The 15,676-nt window shown below is 62.2% G+C and carries 14 protein-coding genes and 2 tRNA genes; 12 read left to right on the top strand and 4 right to left on the bottom strand.

The window, feature by feature from the left end; translation table 11 throughout:
• The 3 genes from yidD to rpmH are packed head-to-tail and all read right to left on the bottom strand — an operon-like array spanning position 1 to position 977.
• Complete coding sequence (gene yidD / locus AC3WJM_RS07290; RefSeq protein WP_306963491.1) at positions 1-390, bottom strand: membrane protein insertion efficiency factor YidD; 390 nt, start codon at positions 388-390, stop codon at positions 1-3.
• A 1-nt stretch (position 391) separates the two neighbouring features.
• A complete protein-coding gene (gene rnpA, locus AC3WJM_RS07285; RefSeq protein WP_084784496.1) occupies positions 392-799 on the bottom strand; it encodes a ribonuclease P protein component in 408 nt (135 codons plus the stop codon).
• A 40-nt stretch (positions 800-839) separates the two neighbouring features.
• Positions 840-977, bottom strand: a complete 138-nt coding sequence (gene rpmH, locus AC3WJM_RS07280; protein ID WP_011776797.1) for a 50S ribosomal protein L34 — start codon at positions 975-977, stop codon at positions 840-842.
• Positions 978-1,433: 456 nt separating this feature from the next.
• Here rpmH and dnaA point away from each other — a divergent pair, with 456 nt between their 5' ends.
• The 12 genes from dnaA (at position 1,434) to AC3WJM_RS07220 (ending at position 14,714) form a co-directional block, all read left to right on the top strand.
• Entirely contained in the window at positions 1,434-2,855 is a 1,422-nt protein-coding gene (gene dnaA / locus AC3WJM_RS07275; protein ID WP_059388864.1) for a chromosomal replication initiator protein DnaA, read from the top strand.
• 536 nt (positions 2,856-3,391) lie between these two features.
• A complete protein-coding gene (gene dnaN / locus AC3WJM_RS07270) occupies positions 3,392-4,516 on the top strand; it encodes a DNA polymerase III subunit beta (protein WP_059388865.1) in 1,125 nt (374 codons plus the stop codon).
• 96 nt (positions 4,517-4,612) lie between these two features.
• Complete coding sequence (gene gnd / locus AC3WJM_RS07265; protein ID WP_059388866.1) at positions 4,613-5,497, top strand: phosphogluconate dehydrogenase (NAD(+)-dependent, decarboxylating); 885 nt, start codon at positions 4,613-4,615, stop codon at positions 5,495-5,497.
• Between the two features lie 23 nt (positions 5,498-5,520).
• The gene (gene recF, locus AC3WJM_RS07260; RefSeq protein ID WP_284988560.1) at positions 5,521-6,714 is read left to right on the top strand and encodes a DNA replication/repair protein RecF; all 1,194 of its coding nucleotides are present in this window, start codon (positions 5,521-5,523) and stop codon (positions 6,712-6,714) included.
• Positions 6,701-7,255 (top strand): DciA family protein, encoded by a 555-nt coding sequence (locus AC3WJM_RS07255; RefSeq protein ID WP_492260345.1) that lies wholly within the window; start codon positions 6,701-6,703, stop codon positions 7,253-7,255. Before recF ends, AC3WJM_RS07255 begins: the two co-directional genes overlap by 14 nt.
• 397 nt (positions 7,256-7,652) lie before the next feature.
• The gene (gene gyrB, locus AC3WJM_RS07250) at positions 7,653-9,728 is read left to right on the top strand and encodes a DNA topoisomerase (ATP-hydrolyzing) subunit B (protein ID WP_306963408.1); all 2,076 of its coding nucleotides are present in this window, start codon (positions 7,653-7,655) and stop codon (positions 9,726-9,728) included.
• 64 nt (positions 9,729-9,792) lie between these two features.
• Positions 9,793-12,528, top strand: coding sequence for a DNA gyrase subunit A (gene gyrA, locus AC3WJM_RS07245; protein ID WP_492271502.1), 2,736 nt, complete (start codon positions 9,793-9,795; stop codon positions 12,526-12,528).
• Positions 12,525-13,229, top strand: coding sequence for a DUF3566 domain-containing protein (locus tag AC3WJM_RS07240; protein ID WP_492271501.1), 705 nt, complete (start codon positions 12,525-12,527; stop codon positions 13,227-13,229). The genes gyrA and AC3WJM_RS07240 overlap by 4 nt, the downstream gene beginning before the upstream one ends.
• A gap of 113 nt (positions 13,230-13,342) precedes the next feature.
• Positions 13,343-13,416 (top strand) — tRNA-Ile (locus AC3WJM_RS07235).
• A gap of 57 nt (positions 13,417-13,473) precedes the next feature.
• Positions 13,474-13,590 carry a DLW-39 family protein gene (locus AC3WJM_RS07230; protein ID WP_216363197.1) on the top strand — a complete coding sequence of 39 codons (117 nt, stop codon included), beginning with the start codon at positions 13,474-13,476 and terminating at the stop codon, positions 13,588-13,590.
• A gap of 73 nt (positions 13,591-13,663) precedes the next feature.
• Positions 13,664-13,739: transfer RNA gene (locus AC3WJM_RS07225), tRNA-Ala, on the top strand.
• A gap of 66 nt (positions 13,740-13,805) precedes the next feature.
• Entirely contained in the window at positions 13,806-14,714 is a 909-nt protein-coding gene (locus AC3WJM_RS07220) for a DMT family transporter (RefSeq protein ID WP_284988564.1), read from the top strand.
• Positions 14,715-14,718: 4 nt separating this feature from the next.
• Here AC3WJM_RS07220 and AC3WJM_RS07215 read toward each other — a convergent pair whose 3' ends face one another.
• Positions 14,719-15,603, bottom strand: a complete 885-nt coding sequence (locus AC3WJM_RS07215; RefSeq protein ID WP_059388873.1) for a glycosyltransferase family 2 protein — start codon at positions 15,601-15,603, stop codon at positions 14,719-14,721.
• Between the last annotated feature and the right edge of the window lie 73 nt (positions 15,604-15,676).

Genomic DNA, 15,676 nt, shown 5'->3' with positions numbered 1-15,676 from the left:
TCAGGCCGCTGTGCGGCGACCGTCTTCATCAGACCACACAGCCAGGAACTGGTCCGGGTTGTTCAGTACAACAATTGTGGGCGTCTGGCCTTCGGGCCAGTGACGATGTCCGGCGGGGACGTGGTCCACGCCGCCGGCGTTCCAGGGGTGGCACCGCGCAAGGCGCCGCACTGCGAGCCAACTTCCCTTGACGGCACCATGTACCGTCACCGCTTCGAGGGCATATGCCGAGCAGGATGGGAAGAACCGGCATACCTGGCCGTATAAGGGAGAGATGATCTTGCGGTACGTCTTCAACAAGATGATGAGGACGTTGCGCGGCAGCTCCCACAGAAATGTTCCGAGGATCCTCGGAGCGACTCTAAAGAAGCGGACGACGGCGGAGCTCAGCTCATGCACGCGGTGTCCCTTCCGTTGTGGTGCCCTGGGTGGGCGAAACAACCCGCGGAGAGGATCCGCCGAGCCGTTTCGTGGTTGCCGCCAAGGCGGCGTTGTAATCCGTCAGCAGCTGGTCCCAGCTCGCCGTCGCAGCCGCCGGCAACGCCCGGACCACAACAGCAAGACCCGTGCCATGCCTTTTCAAGGACAAAGCACCTGCTTCTCTCAGTCTCCTCTTAACGAGGTTCCTGGTCACAGCGTTCCCGACAGCTTTGGAAACGATGAAGCCGATGCGGCTCGGTTCTCCGGCACCGATAGGTGCCGTATATAACACTAAGTTCCGGCGTCCATTGCGGACGCCGGAACGTACAGTTGTTGAAAAGTCGGTAGAAGTCCGCAGACGGTTACGGGTGGCTAGCACCTATTGACTCGCTTGGAAGGCTGACCGACGAGTCAGTTATTTAGGCCGACAGTTCGACGCGGCCCTTGCCACGACGGGCGGCCAGGATGGCGCGGCCGGCACGGGTGCGCATACGAAGGCGGAAGCCATGCTTCTTGGCCCGACGGCGGTTATTCGGCTGAAAAGTCCGCTTGCTCACGTTAGTTACTCCAGTGGATCAAAGGTGCGCCCACCCGATCAAAAGGGGAAGAACTGGCCGACGCTAAGTTTATTGAGTATCCGCCGCCGCCCAACGCCGGATTTACCGGAAGTGCGGGTGGTCAAAAAGCGGACACATAGGACTTCACAACGTTAGGGCAAAAAGACCCCCAAGGTCAAACTGGGAGCCTCGGTGCCCGCTATCCCCAGCTGTGGCTAAGTACACCCCCAGCCTGTGGATGAAGCCGGTCACAGACCCCGTTTCAGAACCACAACCGTGTAATTATCCACAAGCCTCTTCCCAGCTATCTTCTGGAGTTTCCATCCCCTAGAGTGTCTCAGTAGCCGATTATCCACGGACTGTGCATAACCCTGTGGATTCGGTTCGGAATCCACTCATGGTTTGGACCTTCGGCTGCCGCAATCCAGGCAAGCAAGCACTCGAGGGAACCAATTGATGACGGTAGACGAAGCCAACCACGCCAACACGGTCGGAAGTTCCTGGCGGCGGGTGCTGAGCCTGCTGGAACAAGACGATCGCGTCACACCCCGGCAGCGTGGTTTCGTTATCCTTGCCCAGGCACAGGGCCTGATCGGCTCCACGCTCCTGGTGGCCGTACCCAACGAGTTGACCCGCGAGGTTCTCCAGACGCAAGTCAAGGACGCCCTCGATGACGCCCTCCGCAGCGTCTTTTCCGACGACATCCGGTGCGCGATCGACGTCGACACGGATCTAGTGCCCATCCACGAAGAGCCGGCCCCCGCCGTCGAACTCTCCTCCGTGAACGACCTGGCCGTGGAATCCAAGCCACAGCCCACCCCGCCGAGTACTTCGCACGAATTCGGCCGGCTCAACCCGAAGTACGTCTTTGACACCTTCGTCATCGGCTCTTCCAACCGCTTCGCCCATGCTGCCGCCGTCGCGGTCGCGGAAGCACCGGCAAAGGCCTACAACCCGCTGTTCATCTACGGTGACTCCGGACTCGGCAAGACGCACTTGCTGCACGCGATCGGCCACTACGCCCGCCGGCTCTACAGCGGCATCCGGGTGCGCTACGTGAATTCCGAAGAGTTCACCAACGACTTCATCAACTCCATCCGGGACGACGAAGGCGCCAGCTTCAAGACCACGTACCGCAACGTCGACGTGCTCCTGATCGATGACATCCAGTTCCTGGCTGGCAAGGACCGGACGCTCGAAGAGTTCTTCCACACCTTCAACGCACTGCACAACAACAACAAGCAAGTGGTCATCACCTCGGACCTCCCGCCCAAGCAGCTTGCCGGCTTCGAGGACCGCATGAAGTCCCGCTTCGAGTGGGGCCTGCTGACCGATATCCAGCCGCCGGAACTCGAAACCCGTATTGCGATCCTCCGCAAGAAGGCCCAGAGCGAGGGACTGTCCGCACCTGACGACGCCTTGGAGTACATCGCTTCCAAGATCTCCAGCAACATCCGCGAGCTCGAAGGCGCGCTGATCCGCGTCACTGCCTTCGCCAGCCTCAACCGCCAGCCCGTGGATGTGGCCCTCGCCGAAATGGTGCTGAAGGACCTGATCACCGACGATGGCGCCCAGGAGATCACGGCCGACCAGATCCTGAAGCAGACGGCCGAGTACTTCAAGCTCAGCATGGAAGAGCTTTGCAGCAAGTCCCGGACGCGCACCTTGGTGACCGCACGGCAGATCGCCATGTACTTGTGCCGCGAGCTCACCGACATGTCCCTGCCGAAGATCGGCCAGGAGCTTGGCGGCCGCGACCACACCACAGTGATCCACGCAGATCGCAAGATTCGCGAACTGATGGCCGAGCGCCGTGTGATCTACAACCAGGTGACTGAGCTGACCAACCGCATCAAGCAGCAGCAACGCGATTCCTGAGCCGGCTCGCTCGAGGTACTACATACCTTATTAACACGCACATGTGGATAAGCCTGTGGATACTTAAGGGGACAAGCGCGGTTAATGGGCTTAAAACCCTTAAGCCGTCTGTGGATCGTTAAAAACGGCCCTGGGGGTTATCCACGTCCACACCCTGTTTAAAACCCCTGTCACCCACATATCGTGAACAGGCCTTAACCGCGGAACTGCGGGTCCAGGGACGGTTATCCACAGTTTCCACAGGGGTTATTAACACTACTAATCCCAAAAAAATGAATTCCCTCAAATAACAATCTCCTTCCGCCCACCCACCGACGCAGCCCGCGGCTGCTTCGAACCACAAGCCAGCAGGCCGGGGATGGGTTAATGCCCGAAGTTCCGGCTAAGCTGTCTGCATCGCGTCCATCCTTGGCGCTGCTTTGTAGTTCGCTCAGTGCGGACCATGCAGCGTTAGGGTTCCGGGCGCTGGTTTTCGGGGCTCCTGGGGGAGTTTCCGGTGGAACACTGGCAGCAGCAATGAAAGGCGGCACCCTTCCGTGAAGTTCAGAGTCGAGCGGGATGTCCTGGCAGAAGCCGTCACATGGACAGCCCGGTCCTTGTCTCCGCGGCCGCCCGTCCCGGTACTCTCAGGTCTCCTGCTCAAGGCGGAAGCCGGAACAGTGAGCCTCTCGAGCTTCGATTACGAGACCTCCGCCCGTCTCGAGATTCCAGCTGACATCACCACCGAAGGAACCATCCTGGTTTCCGGACGGCTCCTGGCCGATATCTGCCGCAGCCTGCCCTCGGCTCCCGTCGACATCGAAACCGATGGCAGCAAGGTCACCCTCACATGCCGTCGAAGCAGCTTCCATCTCGCCACGATGCCGGAATCCGAATATCCGCCGCTTCCGGCGCTTCCCGCCATCAGCGGAACCCTGCCCGGCGACGCCTTCGCCCAGGCCGTTTCGCAGGTCATCATCGCCGCCAGCAGGGATGACACCCTGCCGATCCTCACCGGTGTCCGGATGGAGATCGAGGATGACATGATCACCCTCCTCGCCACGGACCGGTACCGCCTCGCCATGAGGGAAGTACCGTGGAAGCCCGTCACCCCGGGAATTTCCACGAGTGCCTTGGTGAAATCCAAGACCCTCAACGAGGTAGCCAAGACTCTCGGCGGCAGCGGTGACATCCATCTCGCCCTCGCCGACGACGACAGCCGCCTGATTGGCTTCGAAAGCGGCGGGCGCACCACCACTTCATTGCTCGTTGACGGCGACTACCCCAAGATTCGGTCCTTGTTCCCGGATTCCACGCCGATCCACGCAACGGTCCAAACGCAGGAACTCGTTGAAGCCGTTCGCCGCGTGTCCTTGGTGGCCGAACGGAACACCCCGGTTCGCCTGGCGTTCACGCAGGGCCAGCTGAGTCTCGACGCCGGTACCGGCGAGGACGCGCAGGCCTCCGAGGAACTGGAAGCCCAGCTCAGCGGCGAAGACATCACGGTAGCGTTCAACCCGCACTACCTGGTGGAAGGCCTGAGCGTGATCGAGACGAAGTTCGTGCGCTTCTCCTTCACCACGGCACCGAAGCCGGCCATGATCACCGCCCAAGTTGACGCCGACGGTGATGACAAAGGCGACTACCGCTACCTCGTGATGCCTGTCCGCCTCCCCAACTAGCTCGCATTAGTTGTCGTTCTGGGCGCCCAAAACGACAACAAATGCGAGTCAGTCGGGTCAAGACCAAAACCACCAACGCAGGAAAGAGTTCACCCCGTGCACATCGGACTGATCGGCCTTGGAAAAATGGGTTTCAACATGCGCGAACGCATGCGGAAGGGCGGAATCGAGGTCACTGGCTTCGACCGCAATCAGGACATCGCCGACGTCGCGTCCGTTGACGAACTGATCGCTGCCCTTCCGGCGCCGCGCCTGGTGTGGGTCATGGTTCCCTCCGGCGAGATCACCGATGCCGTGATCAGCGAACTCGGCGAGAAGCTTTCCGCCGGGGACATGGTGATCGACGGCGGCAACTCACGCTTCACTGAAGACCAAAAACACGCCACTTTCCTGGCCTCCAAGGACATCCGCTTCGCCGATTGCGGTGTTTCAGGAGGCGTCTGGGGCTTGCAAAACGGCTACGGACTCATGGCAGGCGGCGCGGATGAAGACATCGAACTCGCCATGCCGGTATTCGACGCACTCCGTCCCGAAGGCGATCGCGCCGACAGCTTCGTCCACGTCGGCGGCGTCGGAGCAGGCCACTACGCCAAGATGGTCCACAACGGGATCGAATACGGCCTGATGCAGGCCTACGCCGAGGGCTACGAACTGCTCGCCGCCAAGGACATCATCAAAGACCTTCCCGGCACCTTCCGTGCGTGGCAAAAAGGCACCGTTGTCCGTTCTTGGCTACTGGACCTCATGGTCAAAGCCTTGGACGAAGATCCGGGACTGGCCTCCATCGGAGACTACGTCGAGGACTCCGGTGAAGGCCGCTGGACCGTTGAAGAAGCCATTGCCAACGCGATCCCTGCGCCGGCAATCACCGCTGCGCTCTTCGCCCGTTTCTCCTCGCGTGAAGACAACTCCCCGGCCATGAAGATGGTGTCTGCGCTGCGCAACCAATTCGGCGGCCACGCCACCCGTCCGGCCAACTAGGCCCCGGCCCACCAGCAGTACGCGTGTACCTCGAACATCTTTCGCTGACCGATTTCCGCAGCTACGCGCAGGTTGACCTCAAGCTCGGTCCCGGTGTGACGGTCCTGGTGGGGTCCAACGGCATCGGCAAGACGAACCTCATGGAGGCCATCGGATACCTGGCCACCTTGAGTTCGCACCGCGTGAGTACGGATGCGCCCCTCCTGCGCTTCGGCACGGAGCGCGCCTTGATCCGGGCGAAGCTTGTTCGCGGTGAACAATCGACCGTGGTCGAACTCGAGATCAACGCCGGCCGTGCCAACCGCGGCCGGATCAACCGCGGAAATCCTGTGCGCGCCCGCGACATCCTGGGCATTTGCCAGACGGTGCTTTTCGCCCCGGAAGACCTTGCCTTGGTCAAGGGTGATCCGTCCAACCGCAGGCGCTTCATGGACGAACTGCTGGTCAGCCTCATGCCGGTGCACGCGGCCACCCGCAGCGACTACGACCGCGTGCTCAAACAGCGCAACGCTTTGTTGAAATCTGCCCGCACCGGGAAATTCACCTCGGGCCACGAAGCAACGCTCGATGTGTGGGACCAGCACATGGCGCGGGCCGGTGCCGAGCTCCTGCATGCACGGCTGGAACTCGTGGAACTGCTTCGACCCCACCTCAAGAGCGCATACGCCCAGCTGACCGACGGATCGAAGGAAGCGGGCGCGGTCTATCGATCTACCATCCAGGGCGTGTTGGACGACGACGGCGGTCCCGCCGAGGGTCTCGCGGAAGGTTCGGAGGGGGTTGAGGACCTCCGCACATTGTCCGTGGAACAACTCACCGAGCGCTATGTCCAGGCTTTCGCGGCCTCGCGCCGGAAGGAGTTGGAGCGCGGGATCTCCCTGGTCGGACCCCACCGCGACGAACTCGAGCTGGTTCTGGGCCAAGCTCCGGCCAAGGGCTATGCCTCCCATGGCGAAACATGGTCCATGTGCCTCTCCCTGCGCTTGGCCTCCTACTACGTCATGCTCGATGACACCCGAACCGGCGGTTCTGCTCCGATCCTCATCCTCGACGATGTGTTCGCTGAACTGGACGTGCAGCGCAGGCGTAAACTGGCTGCAATAGTGGCCGGTGCCGAACAGGTGCTGGTGACGGCCGCCGTCGACGCCGACATTCCCGAGGAACTGGCGGGGCGGCGCGTGAAGGTTGTGCCCGGAGGCATTGATGGAGAAGGATAGCCCCGGCGGACGCCAGCCGGGCAGGGACCCTGACGAGATCGACGCTGCCCAATCAGCTTTGAACCGGATGCGCGAAGCGGCCGCAGCACGTGGCGAAATCCGCCGCGCTGCCCCGCGGACGGGCGCCGCTTCCAAACGCAAGGGCGTCCGCGACACCCGCGGATTCAGCCAATTCCACGGCAGCGGCCGGGATCCGCTTGGCTTGGGGAAAGTCGTCGGGAGGCTCGTGGCTGAACGCGGCTGGACGTCTCCAGTAGCTGTCGGTTCCGTGATGGCCGAATGGGATGCCTTGGTAGGACCGGAGATCTCCGCGCATTGCACTCCGGAGAGCTTCACCGACACCACGCTCCATGTCCGCTGCGATTCCACGGCGTGGGCAACGCAGCTCAGGCTCCTGAGTACAAGCCTCCTGGACATGTTCCGAAAGGAACTCGGAGACGGAGTGGTGACCTCCATTCAGGTGCTCGCCCCCACTGCACCGAGTTGGCGGAAGGGCGGCCGAAGCGTCAATGGGCGGGGCCCTCGGGATACCTACGGGTAACTTCCCCCGCGCCCATATTGGCGCATTTGCTTGAACGGCGCACAGGGGCGAGAAACCTCCCCGGACCGTACAGCTCCCTAGAGGGTGCTCTTTTGGCGGCTTGCAGATGGGGCCAGCGGCCTCCCAGAGCTACTTTCCTGAGCATAAGGGCCGGGTTTTGCAAGGAACTGCGCCCAGTCACGATAGAATCGGCATAGACAACTGGGCGCCGGTGAACGTTGATTGGCTCTGCTGAACAGCACTTGTATAAGCGGATCCGCCATTGACGAAGTAGCCGGCGTTAGCAGTGACGTCCCTGTTGGCGGCTGCCGTATCCCTGTGGTGTGTCCTGACGGACGTGCTTCCTTGGTGCGGTGACGGCCGGCGACCATCGAACACGGAGGAGTCGAAAGCGCCTGTGGCTAACGACAATGCAGAGACCTTGGCAGTAGATCCCGCGAAGGAGAACGCCCATAAGCCTGACACCCCCTCGGGGTCCAAGGAGTACGGTGCGAGCGACATTACCGTTCTTGAAGGTCTCGAAGCGGTGCGTAAGCGCCCGGGTATGTACATCGGATCCACAGGCCCGCGCGGCCTCCACCACTTGGTGTACGAAGTGGTGGACAACTCGGTGGACGAGGCGCTTGCCGGATACTGCAGCCACATCGAGGTGACTCTGCAGGCCGATGGCGGCGTGAAGGTCGTGGACGATGGCCGCGGCATCCCGGTGGACATGCACCCCACGGAGAAGAAGCCAACGGTCGAAGTTGTCATGACCATCCTGCACGCGGGCGGCAAGTTCGGCGGCAGCGGCTATGCCGTATCCGGTGGCCTTCACGGCGTCGGTATTTCCGTTGTCAACGCGCTTTCGCGCAGGGTTGACACCGAGGTGCGTCGCCAGGGCCACGTTTGGCGGATGAGCTTCGCCGACGGCGGCAAGCCGCAGGGTGGACTCGTCCAGGGCGAAGCAACGGACCAGACCGGAACGTCCCAGACGTTCTACCCGGACGGCACCATCTTCGAGAGCACCGATTTCGATTTCGAAACCCTCCGCGCCCGGTTCCAGCAGATGGCCTTCCTCAACAAGGGCCTGCGCATCACCCTCACGGACGAGCGTCCCGTCGCAGGAGCAGGCGACGACGACCTGGATCTTGACGCGGTGGCGACTGAAGGCGAAGTGGCGGCCGAACACCGCACCGTCGTTTATCAATACGACGACGGCCTGCTCGACTACGTGAAGCATCTCAACTCGAACAAGAAGGTGGACGTCGTCCACGAGGACGTCATCGCCTTCGAAACCGAGGACACTGAGCGGCACATCGCCGTCGAGGTCGCGATGCAGTGGACCACGGCCTATTCCGAGAGCGTCCACACGTACGCCAACACCATCAACACCCACGAGGGCGGCACCCACGAAGAAGGTTTCCGTGCCGCGATGACCTCACTCATCAACCGCTACGCGCGCGAGAAGACCATCATCAAGGAAAAGGATGACAACCTGACCGGTGACGACATCCGGGAGGGCCTCACAGCCGTCATCTCCGTGAAATTGTCGGAACCGCAGTTCGAGGGCCAGACCAAGACCAAACTGGGTAACTCCGAGGTCAAGGGCTTCGTCCAACGGGTGGTCACCGACCAGCTTGGCGACTGGCTGGAACGAAACCCGGGCCCGGCGCGAGACGTCATCCGCAAAGCTGTCCAGGCGGCACAGGCCCGTATGGCCGCGCGCAAAGCCCGCGACAACGCACGTCGCAAGAGCCCGTTGGAATCCTTCGGTATGCCGGGCAAGCTGTCCGACTGCTCCTCGAAGGATCCCGCGCGCTGCGAGGTCTACCTCGTGGAGGGTGACTCCGCCGGGGGTTCGGCCAAGCGTGGACGCAACCCCGAGACCCAGGCCATCCTGCCGTTGCGCGGAAAGATCCTGAACGTCGAGCGCGCCCGCCTGGACAAGGCGCTCGGCAACAATGAAGTCCAGTCCATGATCACGGCCTTCGGCACGGGCATCGGCGAGGACTTCGACATCTCCAAGCTGCGGTACCACAAGATCGTCCTGATGGCCGATGCCGACGTGGACGGCCAGCACATCACGACGCTGCTGATGACGTTGCTGTTCCGCTACATGCGTCCGCTGATCGAGAACGGCTATGTCTATCTGGCCCAGCCGCCGCTGTACCGCATCAAATGGTCGAACGCCCCTCACGACTACGTCTACAGCGACCGTGAACGAGACGCCAAGCTGGTCTCCGGCCAGGCCGCCGGCCGCCGGATCCCGAAGGACAACGGCATCCAGCGCTACAAGGGCCTCGGCGAAATGGACTACACCGAACTCTGGGACACCACCATGGACCCGGACCACCGCACGCTCCTGCAGGTCACCATGGACGATGCCCTGGCGGCGGACCAGACCTTCTCCGTGCTGATGGGTGAGGACGTGGAGTCGCGCCGGAACTTCATTCAGCAGAACGCCAAGGACGTCAGGTTCCTGGATATCTAGAGACTTCAAAAGCCCCTAGGAATATTCCAGTACTGACATATACCTGAAACGGAAATCATAAACCATGAGTGAAGAAACACCTGAGGTTCCCGCCGAGTCGGCCGGCATTCCGGAACCCGTACTTGAGGGCGACGTGCTGACTGACCGCGTGGACCAGGTGGACCTGCAGACGGAAATGCAGCGTTCCTACCTGGACTATGCCATGGCCGTGATCGTTGGCCGTGCGCTTCCGGACGTCCGCGACGGCCTGAAGCCTGTCCACCGCCGAGTGCTCTACGCGATGTTCGACGGCGGTTACCGCCCGGACCGCTCGTTCAACAAATGCGCCCGCGTGGTGGGCGAGGTCATGGGCCAATACCACCCGCACGGTGACACCGCGATCTACGATGCCTTGGTCCGCCTCATCCAGGACTGGACGATGCGCTATCCGCTCGCTCTTGGGCAGGGTAACTTCGGCTCCCCGGGCAACGACGGCGCCGCGGCTCCGCGTTACACCGAAACCAAGATGGCCCAGCTGGCCATGGAGATGGTCCGCGACATCGACGAGGAAACCGTCGACTTCCAGGACAACTACGACGGCAAGAACCAGGAACCCACCATCCTGCCGGCGCGTTTCCCGAACCTGCTGGTCAACGGTTCCTCCGGCATCGCCGTCGGCATGGCCACTAACATCCCGCCGCACAACCTCCGCGAAGTTGCCGATGGCGTGCAGTGGTACCTGGCCAACCCGACAGCCAGCCGCGAAGAGCTGCTCGAGGCGTTGCTTGTACGCATCAAGGGCCCGGACTTCCCGACCGGCGCCACTATCCTCGGTCACAAGGGCATCGAGGACGCGTACCGGACTGGCCGCGGCTCCATCACCATGCGCGCGGTGGTAAACGTCGAGGAACTCCAGGGCCGCACATGCCTCGTGGTCACCGAACTTCCGTACCAGGCAAACCCGGACAACCTGGCCATCAAGATCGCCGAACTGGTCAAGGACGGCAAGATCCAGGGCATCGCGGACCTCCGCGACGAGACGTCCGGCCGCACAGGCCAGAGGCTCGTAATCGTGCTCAAGCGCGACGCCGTGGCGAAGGTTGTGCTCAACAACCTCTACAAGCACACCCAGCTTCAGGACAATTTCGGCGCCAACATGCTGGCAATTGTCGACGGCGTACCCCGCACGCTGAGCCTGGACGCCTTCATCCGGCACTGGGTGGCCCACCAGATGAGCGTCATTGTCCGCCGGACCCGCTACCGCCTGCGCAAGGCCGAGGAAGAGGCGCACATCCTGCGCGCCCTGCTCAAGGCGCTGGACATGCTGGATGAGGTCATTGCACTCATCCGGGCCTCCAACACCACGGAGGCTGCCCGCGACGGCCTGATGGGTCTGCTGGAGATCGACGAGCTCCAGGCCCGCGCCATCCTCGACATGCAGCTCCGCCGGCTCGCCGCATTGGAACGGCAGAAGATCCAGGACAGGCACGCCGAGCTTGAAGCCATGATCACGGAATTCAACTCGATCCTGGCCTCCGAACAGCGCCAACGCGACATCATCAGCCAGGAACTGGCCGAGATCGTGGCGAAGCACGGTGATGACCGCCGGACCCACATCCTCATGGGCTTCGACGGCGACATGTCCATGGAAGACCTCATCCCCGAGGAAGAAGTGGTGGTCACCATCACCCGCGGCGGATACGTCAAGCGCACGCGCAGCGACAACTATCGTTCGCAGCAGCGGGGCGGCAAGGGGGTCAAGGGTGCCCAGCTTCGCGGCGACGACGTCGTGGAGCACTTCTTCGTCACAACGACGCACCACTGGTTGCTGTTCTTCACCAACCTAGGCCGCGTGTACCGGGCCAAGGCATACGAGCTTGCCGAGGCCGGCCGCGACGCCAAGGGACAGCACGTGGCAAACCTGTTGGCCTTCCAGCCGGACGAGCACATCGCCCAGGTCCTCGACTTGCGCGACTACGAGCAAGCCCCGTACCTGGTGCTCGCCACCAAGAACGGCCTTGTGAAGAAGACGCGCCTGGAAGACTACGACACCAACCGCACGGCCGGCGTCATCGCCATCAACCTTCGGGATGAGGACGAGCTTGTCTCGGCGCAGCTTGTGTCCGAAACGGACGATCTCCTCCTGGTTTCCCGCAAGGGCCAGTCGATCCGCTTCACGGCCACCGACGAGGCATTGCGCCCCATGGGTCGCGCCACCTCGGGTGTGACCGGCATGAAGTTCCGCGAAGACGACGAACTCCTCGCGGCCGACGTGGTCCAGGACGGTTCGTTCGTGTTCGTGGTGACCGAAGGCGGGTACGCCAAGCGCACCGCCGTCGAGGAGTACCGGCTCCAGGGACGTGGCGGCCTGGGCATCAAGGTGGCCAAGCTTCAGGAAGAGCGAGGCGACCTTGTTGGTGCGTTGATCGTCAACGAAGAAGACGAAGTCCTGGTGGTCATGGAGGGTGGAAAAATTGTCCGCTCCGCCGTGGCCGGTGTGCCTGCGAAAGGCCGTGACACGATGGGCGTCATCTTTGCGAAGCCTGACAAGAACGACCGCATCATCGAGGTGGCCCGCAACAGCGAACGCGGCCTCGAGGACTCCGACGACGATCAGGGCGACAGCACCGACGACGCCTCAAGCGTCAATAGCGTCGAAAATCCCGCCGGAGGAACGTCCGAGGCGGACGATGACGTAACGTTGGCTGCAAACGGCGGTGCCGATCAGGCGACCGCGACGGCCGAATCGGGATCGGCCGCAGGATCCGGTAATGGGTCCGGCGTCGAGCTGAACGAAGACAATACCGGAGGTAACGAGTGAGCAATTCGGACTCATATCCCAAGCCAAGCACGGGTGTCCCTGGAGGATTGCGGCAGCCGTCGGCTACTCCACGGGTAGACGCACCGGCCCGTCCCCAGCAGCGCCCTGCGGCATCCGCGTCGGGTGGGGCAGGAACTGGCGCGGAAAGGGTCCCAGGCCAGCGCCCGGCGGTTCCCGGTCAGCGTCCCGCCGTTCCTGGCCAGCGTCCCGCGGGAACCGCGGGAACCCAGCGCCCGGCGGGTCAGCGTCCCGCCGCGCCCGGCCAGCGCCCCGTGCAGGGCCAGCAGCGGCCCGCCGCCGGGGCCCCCGGACTCGTGAAGCCGGCACCTAAGGCGAAAGTTCGCCGCGCGCGCCTGCTCGTCAGCAAGGTTGATCCGTGGTCTGTCCTGAAGATGGCATTCCTGTTGTCCGTTGCCTTGGGCATCGTGACTGTGATTGCCGCAATCGTGCTTTGGACCGTTCTGGACCTCACCGGCATTTTCAACCAGGTGGACAGCCTTCTCGGCACCCTGGCGGGCTCGGAAAGCGGCGGATTCGAACTCAAGAAGGTCGCATCCCTCGGACAGGTTGCCTCCTTCGCAACCATCATTGCCGTGGTGAATGTTGTTCTACTGACTGCTTTGTCCATGCTGAGCGCCGTGCTTTATAACATTGCCGCAACACTCGTGGGCGGCATTGGCGTGACCCTCACCGACGACTGACCCAGTCGGTCGGAAATTGGGGGAAACTGCTGGAAAACAGTGGTGAAAATACCTCGATTTGAGATCGGGCCGGGATGTGCTGTAAAGTCATGTCTCGGCCCGAAGAGGTATCGGGGCGTATAGCTCAGGCGGTTAGAGCGCTTCGCTGATAACGAAGAGGTCCCAGGTTCAAGTCCTGGTACGCCCACGGAACCTGCACAGGTTTTGTTAAAGGTTCAGGAAACTGAACCGGAACGGGGTGCATGTGAAGAAGTTGCTCGTAGTTGCAGCTGCGATCGCAGGCGTCCTGCTCTACAAAAAAGTGCAGGAATCCGAAGCCCAGAAGACAGTCTGGAGCAAGGCAACCGACACGGTTGACTAGCGAAAGGCGCCCAGCCTGGAGATGGCGAAAACCATCGAAGGAACTAGGGTAGTATGGACGGGTTGCTTCTTATGGGGGCATGGCGCAATTGGTAGCGCACCTGCTTTGCAAGCAGGGGGTTCGGGGTTCGAGTCCCCGTGCCTCCACCATAGGAAAGAGTCCCGGTCAGAAATGACCGGGACTCTTTGCGTTAACCGCCCCACTAAGGTTGAAATGTGAACTTCATTGTTGCTGCTTTGGGTGTGCTCGGCGTCGCGTCATCCGGACCCCTCATCGCCGGAACGCTTGGAGCTACTTCCGTCACGGCACTCGCTATCGCCTTTTGGCGCAACGCGATCGCCGCGGTCGTCATGGCCTCGCCGGTCCTGATCCGCGAGCCGCGCCAGTTCCGCAAGATCACCCGGAACGAGTTCACCTGGTCCGCTGTTGCAGCAGTGGCACTGGCCTTCCACTTCGCGTGCTTCATCACCGCGCTCCAACTCACCTCTGTCGCGGCCGCTACCGCCCTGGTGTGCCTGCAGTCCGCCTGGATCGCCGTTTTCCAGCTCCTCCGCGGCACAAAGCACCGCTGGCCGGTCCTCGTGGGCCTGGGTATCGCGCTGGGCGGCGTAGCCGCCATCACGGGCTTCGATATGGGATCCTCCCCGAAAGCCTTTCTTGGTGACATCCTGGCCCTCGCCGGAGGCGCCCTGGCCGGCCTATATACCTTGGCCGGAGGCAAAGCCCGCCAGAGCATGGGCATTGGAACATATACGACGCTTTGCTACGGGATCTGTGCGGCCATCGTCGCTGTGCTCGCCATCACGGGCGGCCAGCCGCTTGTAGGGTTCGACGCCGGCGGCTGGCTGGGGATCGTGGCCATCACCGTGTGTGCCCAACTGGTGGGCCACACCGCCTTCAACCATCTCCTGGCGACCATGAGCCCGCTCCTGGTGTCCATGATCATCCTGCTGGAGATTCCGGGCGCAGCCATTCTCGCTGCCGTCTTCCTGCACGAGACCTTGCCGGCCGGTACCTATGCGGGACTCGCCTTGATCCTGGTTGGACTCGCCGTCGTCGTCGCCGGTCAGCGGAGCGGCAAGGGCGACGCCGAGGGCAAGATCGCCGAACTCGGCACTGACTGAGTGGCTAGAGGCCGCCTCGGCGGACGCCTTGGCCGGCATTGGCCGTGTGGATGGCCCGCAGAAGCTTGGCCGGGAAGTAGACCGAGAAGAACACCACCATGGGAGCCTTCAGGGCCATCTTCTTGACGTTGTGTGCCTTGTAGGTGCGGTCGAAGCGGGTCACGTAATAGCGGTAGTCGCGCGGTGAATCTTCGAGCCGGCGGGCAGACATGCCAGAGACCATCTGCGGCCAGTACTGCACCCTGAGATCGTGGTCGGCAAGGTGCAGGGAGAGATCGATGTCCTCGTGCATCTCGTCCCTTTCATCCAGGCAGGTTTCGTCCCGGATGGTTTCCCATGCGGAGCGGCGAAGCGCCATGTTGGATCCAAAAAGGAAGTGGTACTGGTGCTTCGCAAGCCGAAGCATGAGCTGGCGCATTTTGTCGTCGGCCTTGAGTCCGAATCGACGCATCGGCATGTCGTAGTAGACCACCGGACCCGTGGCCGCCTGCACCGAGGGATCGGCGAAGGCCTTTTGGACCTGCTCAACCCAGTCGGGTTCAACGACGGAGTCGGCATCGATCCGGCCGAGGATGTCCGACGTGGCTCGATTGAGGCCAAAGTTGCGGGTGGGGATGAGTCCCTGCGCTTTGTCCTGGCTCAGCAGCATGATGGGGCTTTCCGGGTATTCCTGCTGCATCTGCGTGACGATCTGGGCGGTGCGGTCCGTGGACTTGTTGTCAACGACGATGATCTCGTCCGCAGGTACTGACTGGTAGATGGCCGCGATCAGGCATTGCCGTATGACGCTTTCCTCGTTGTACGCCGGGATGATGATTGAAACGCTCGGCTTCACGGGTGCGACGGCTGCATTGGTGGCTGCATCTACGAAAGATCTATCGGCTGGCATCCCCATAAATCTAACATCAGGGCGGTGTCACGTGAGGAAGCCTCCGGTGACAAGTGGCCAAACAATTGAAGGG

The sequence above is a fragment of the Arthrobacter sp. FW306-1B-G06A genome (assembly GCF_058781765.1).
Note: the sequence above shows the minus strand (reverse complement) of the source record. Positions and strands in the feature narration are given on the sequence as shown.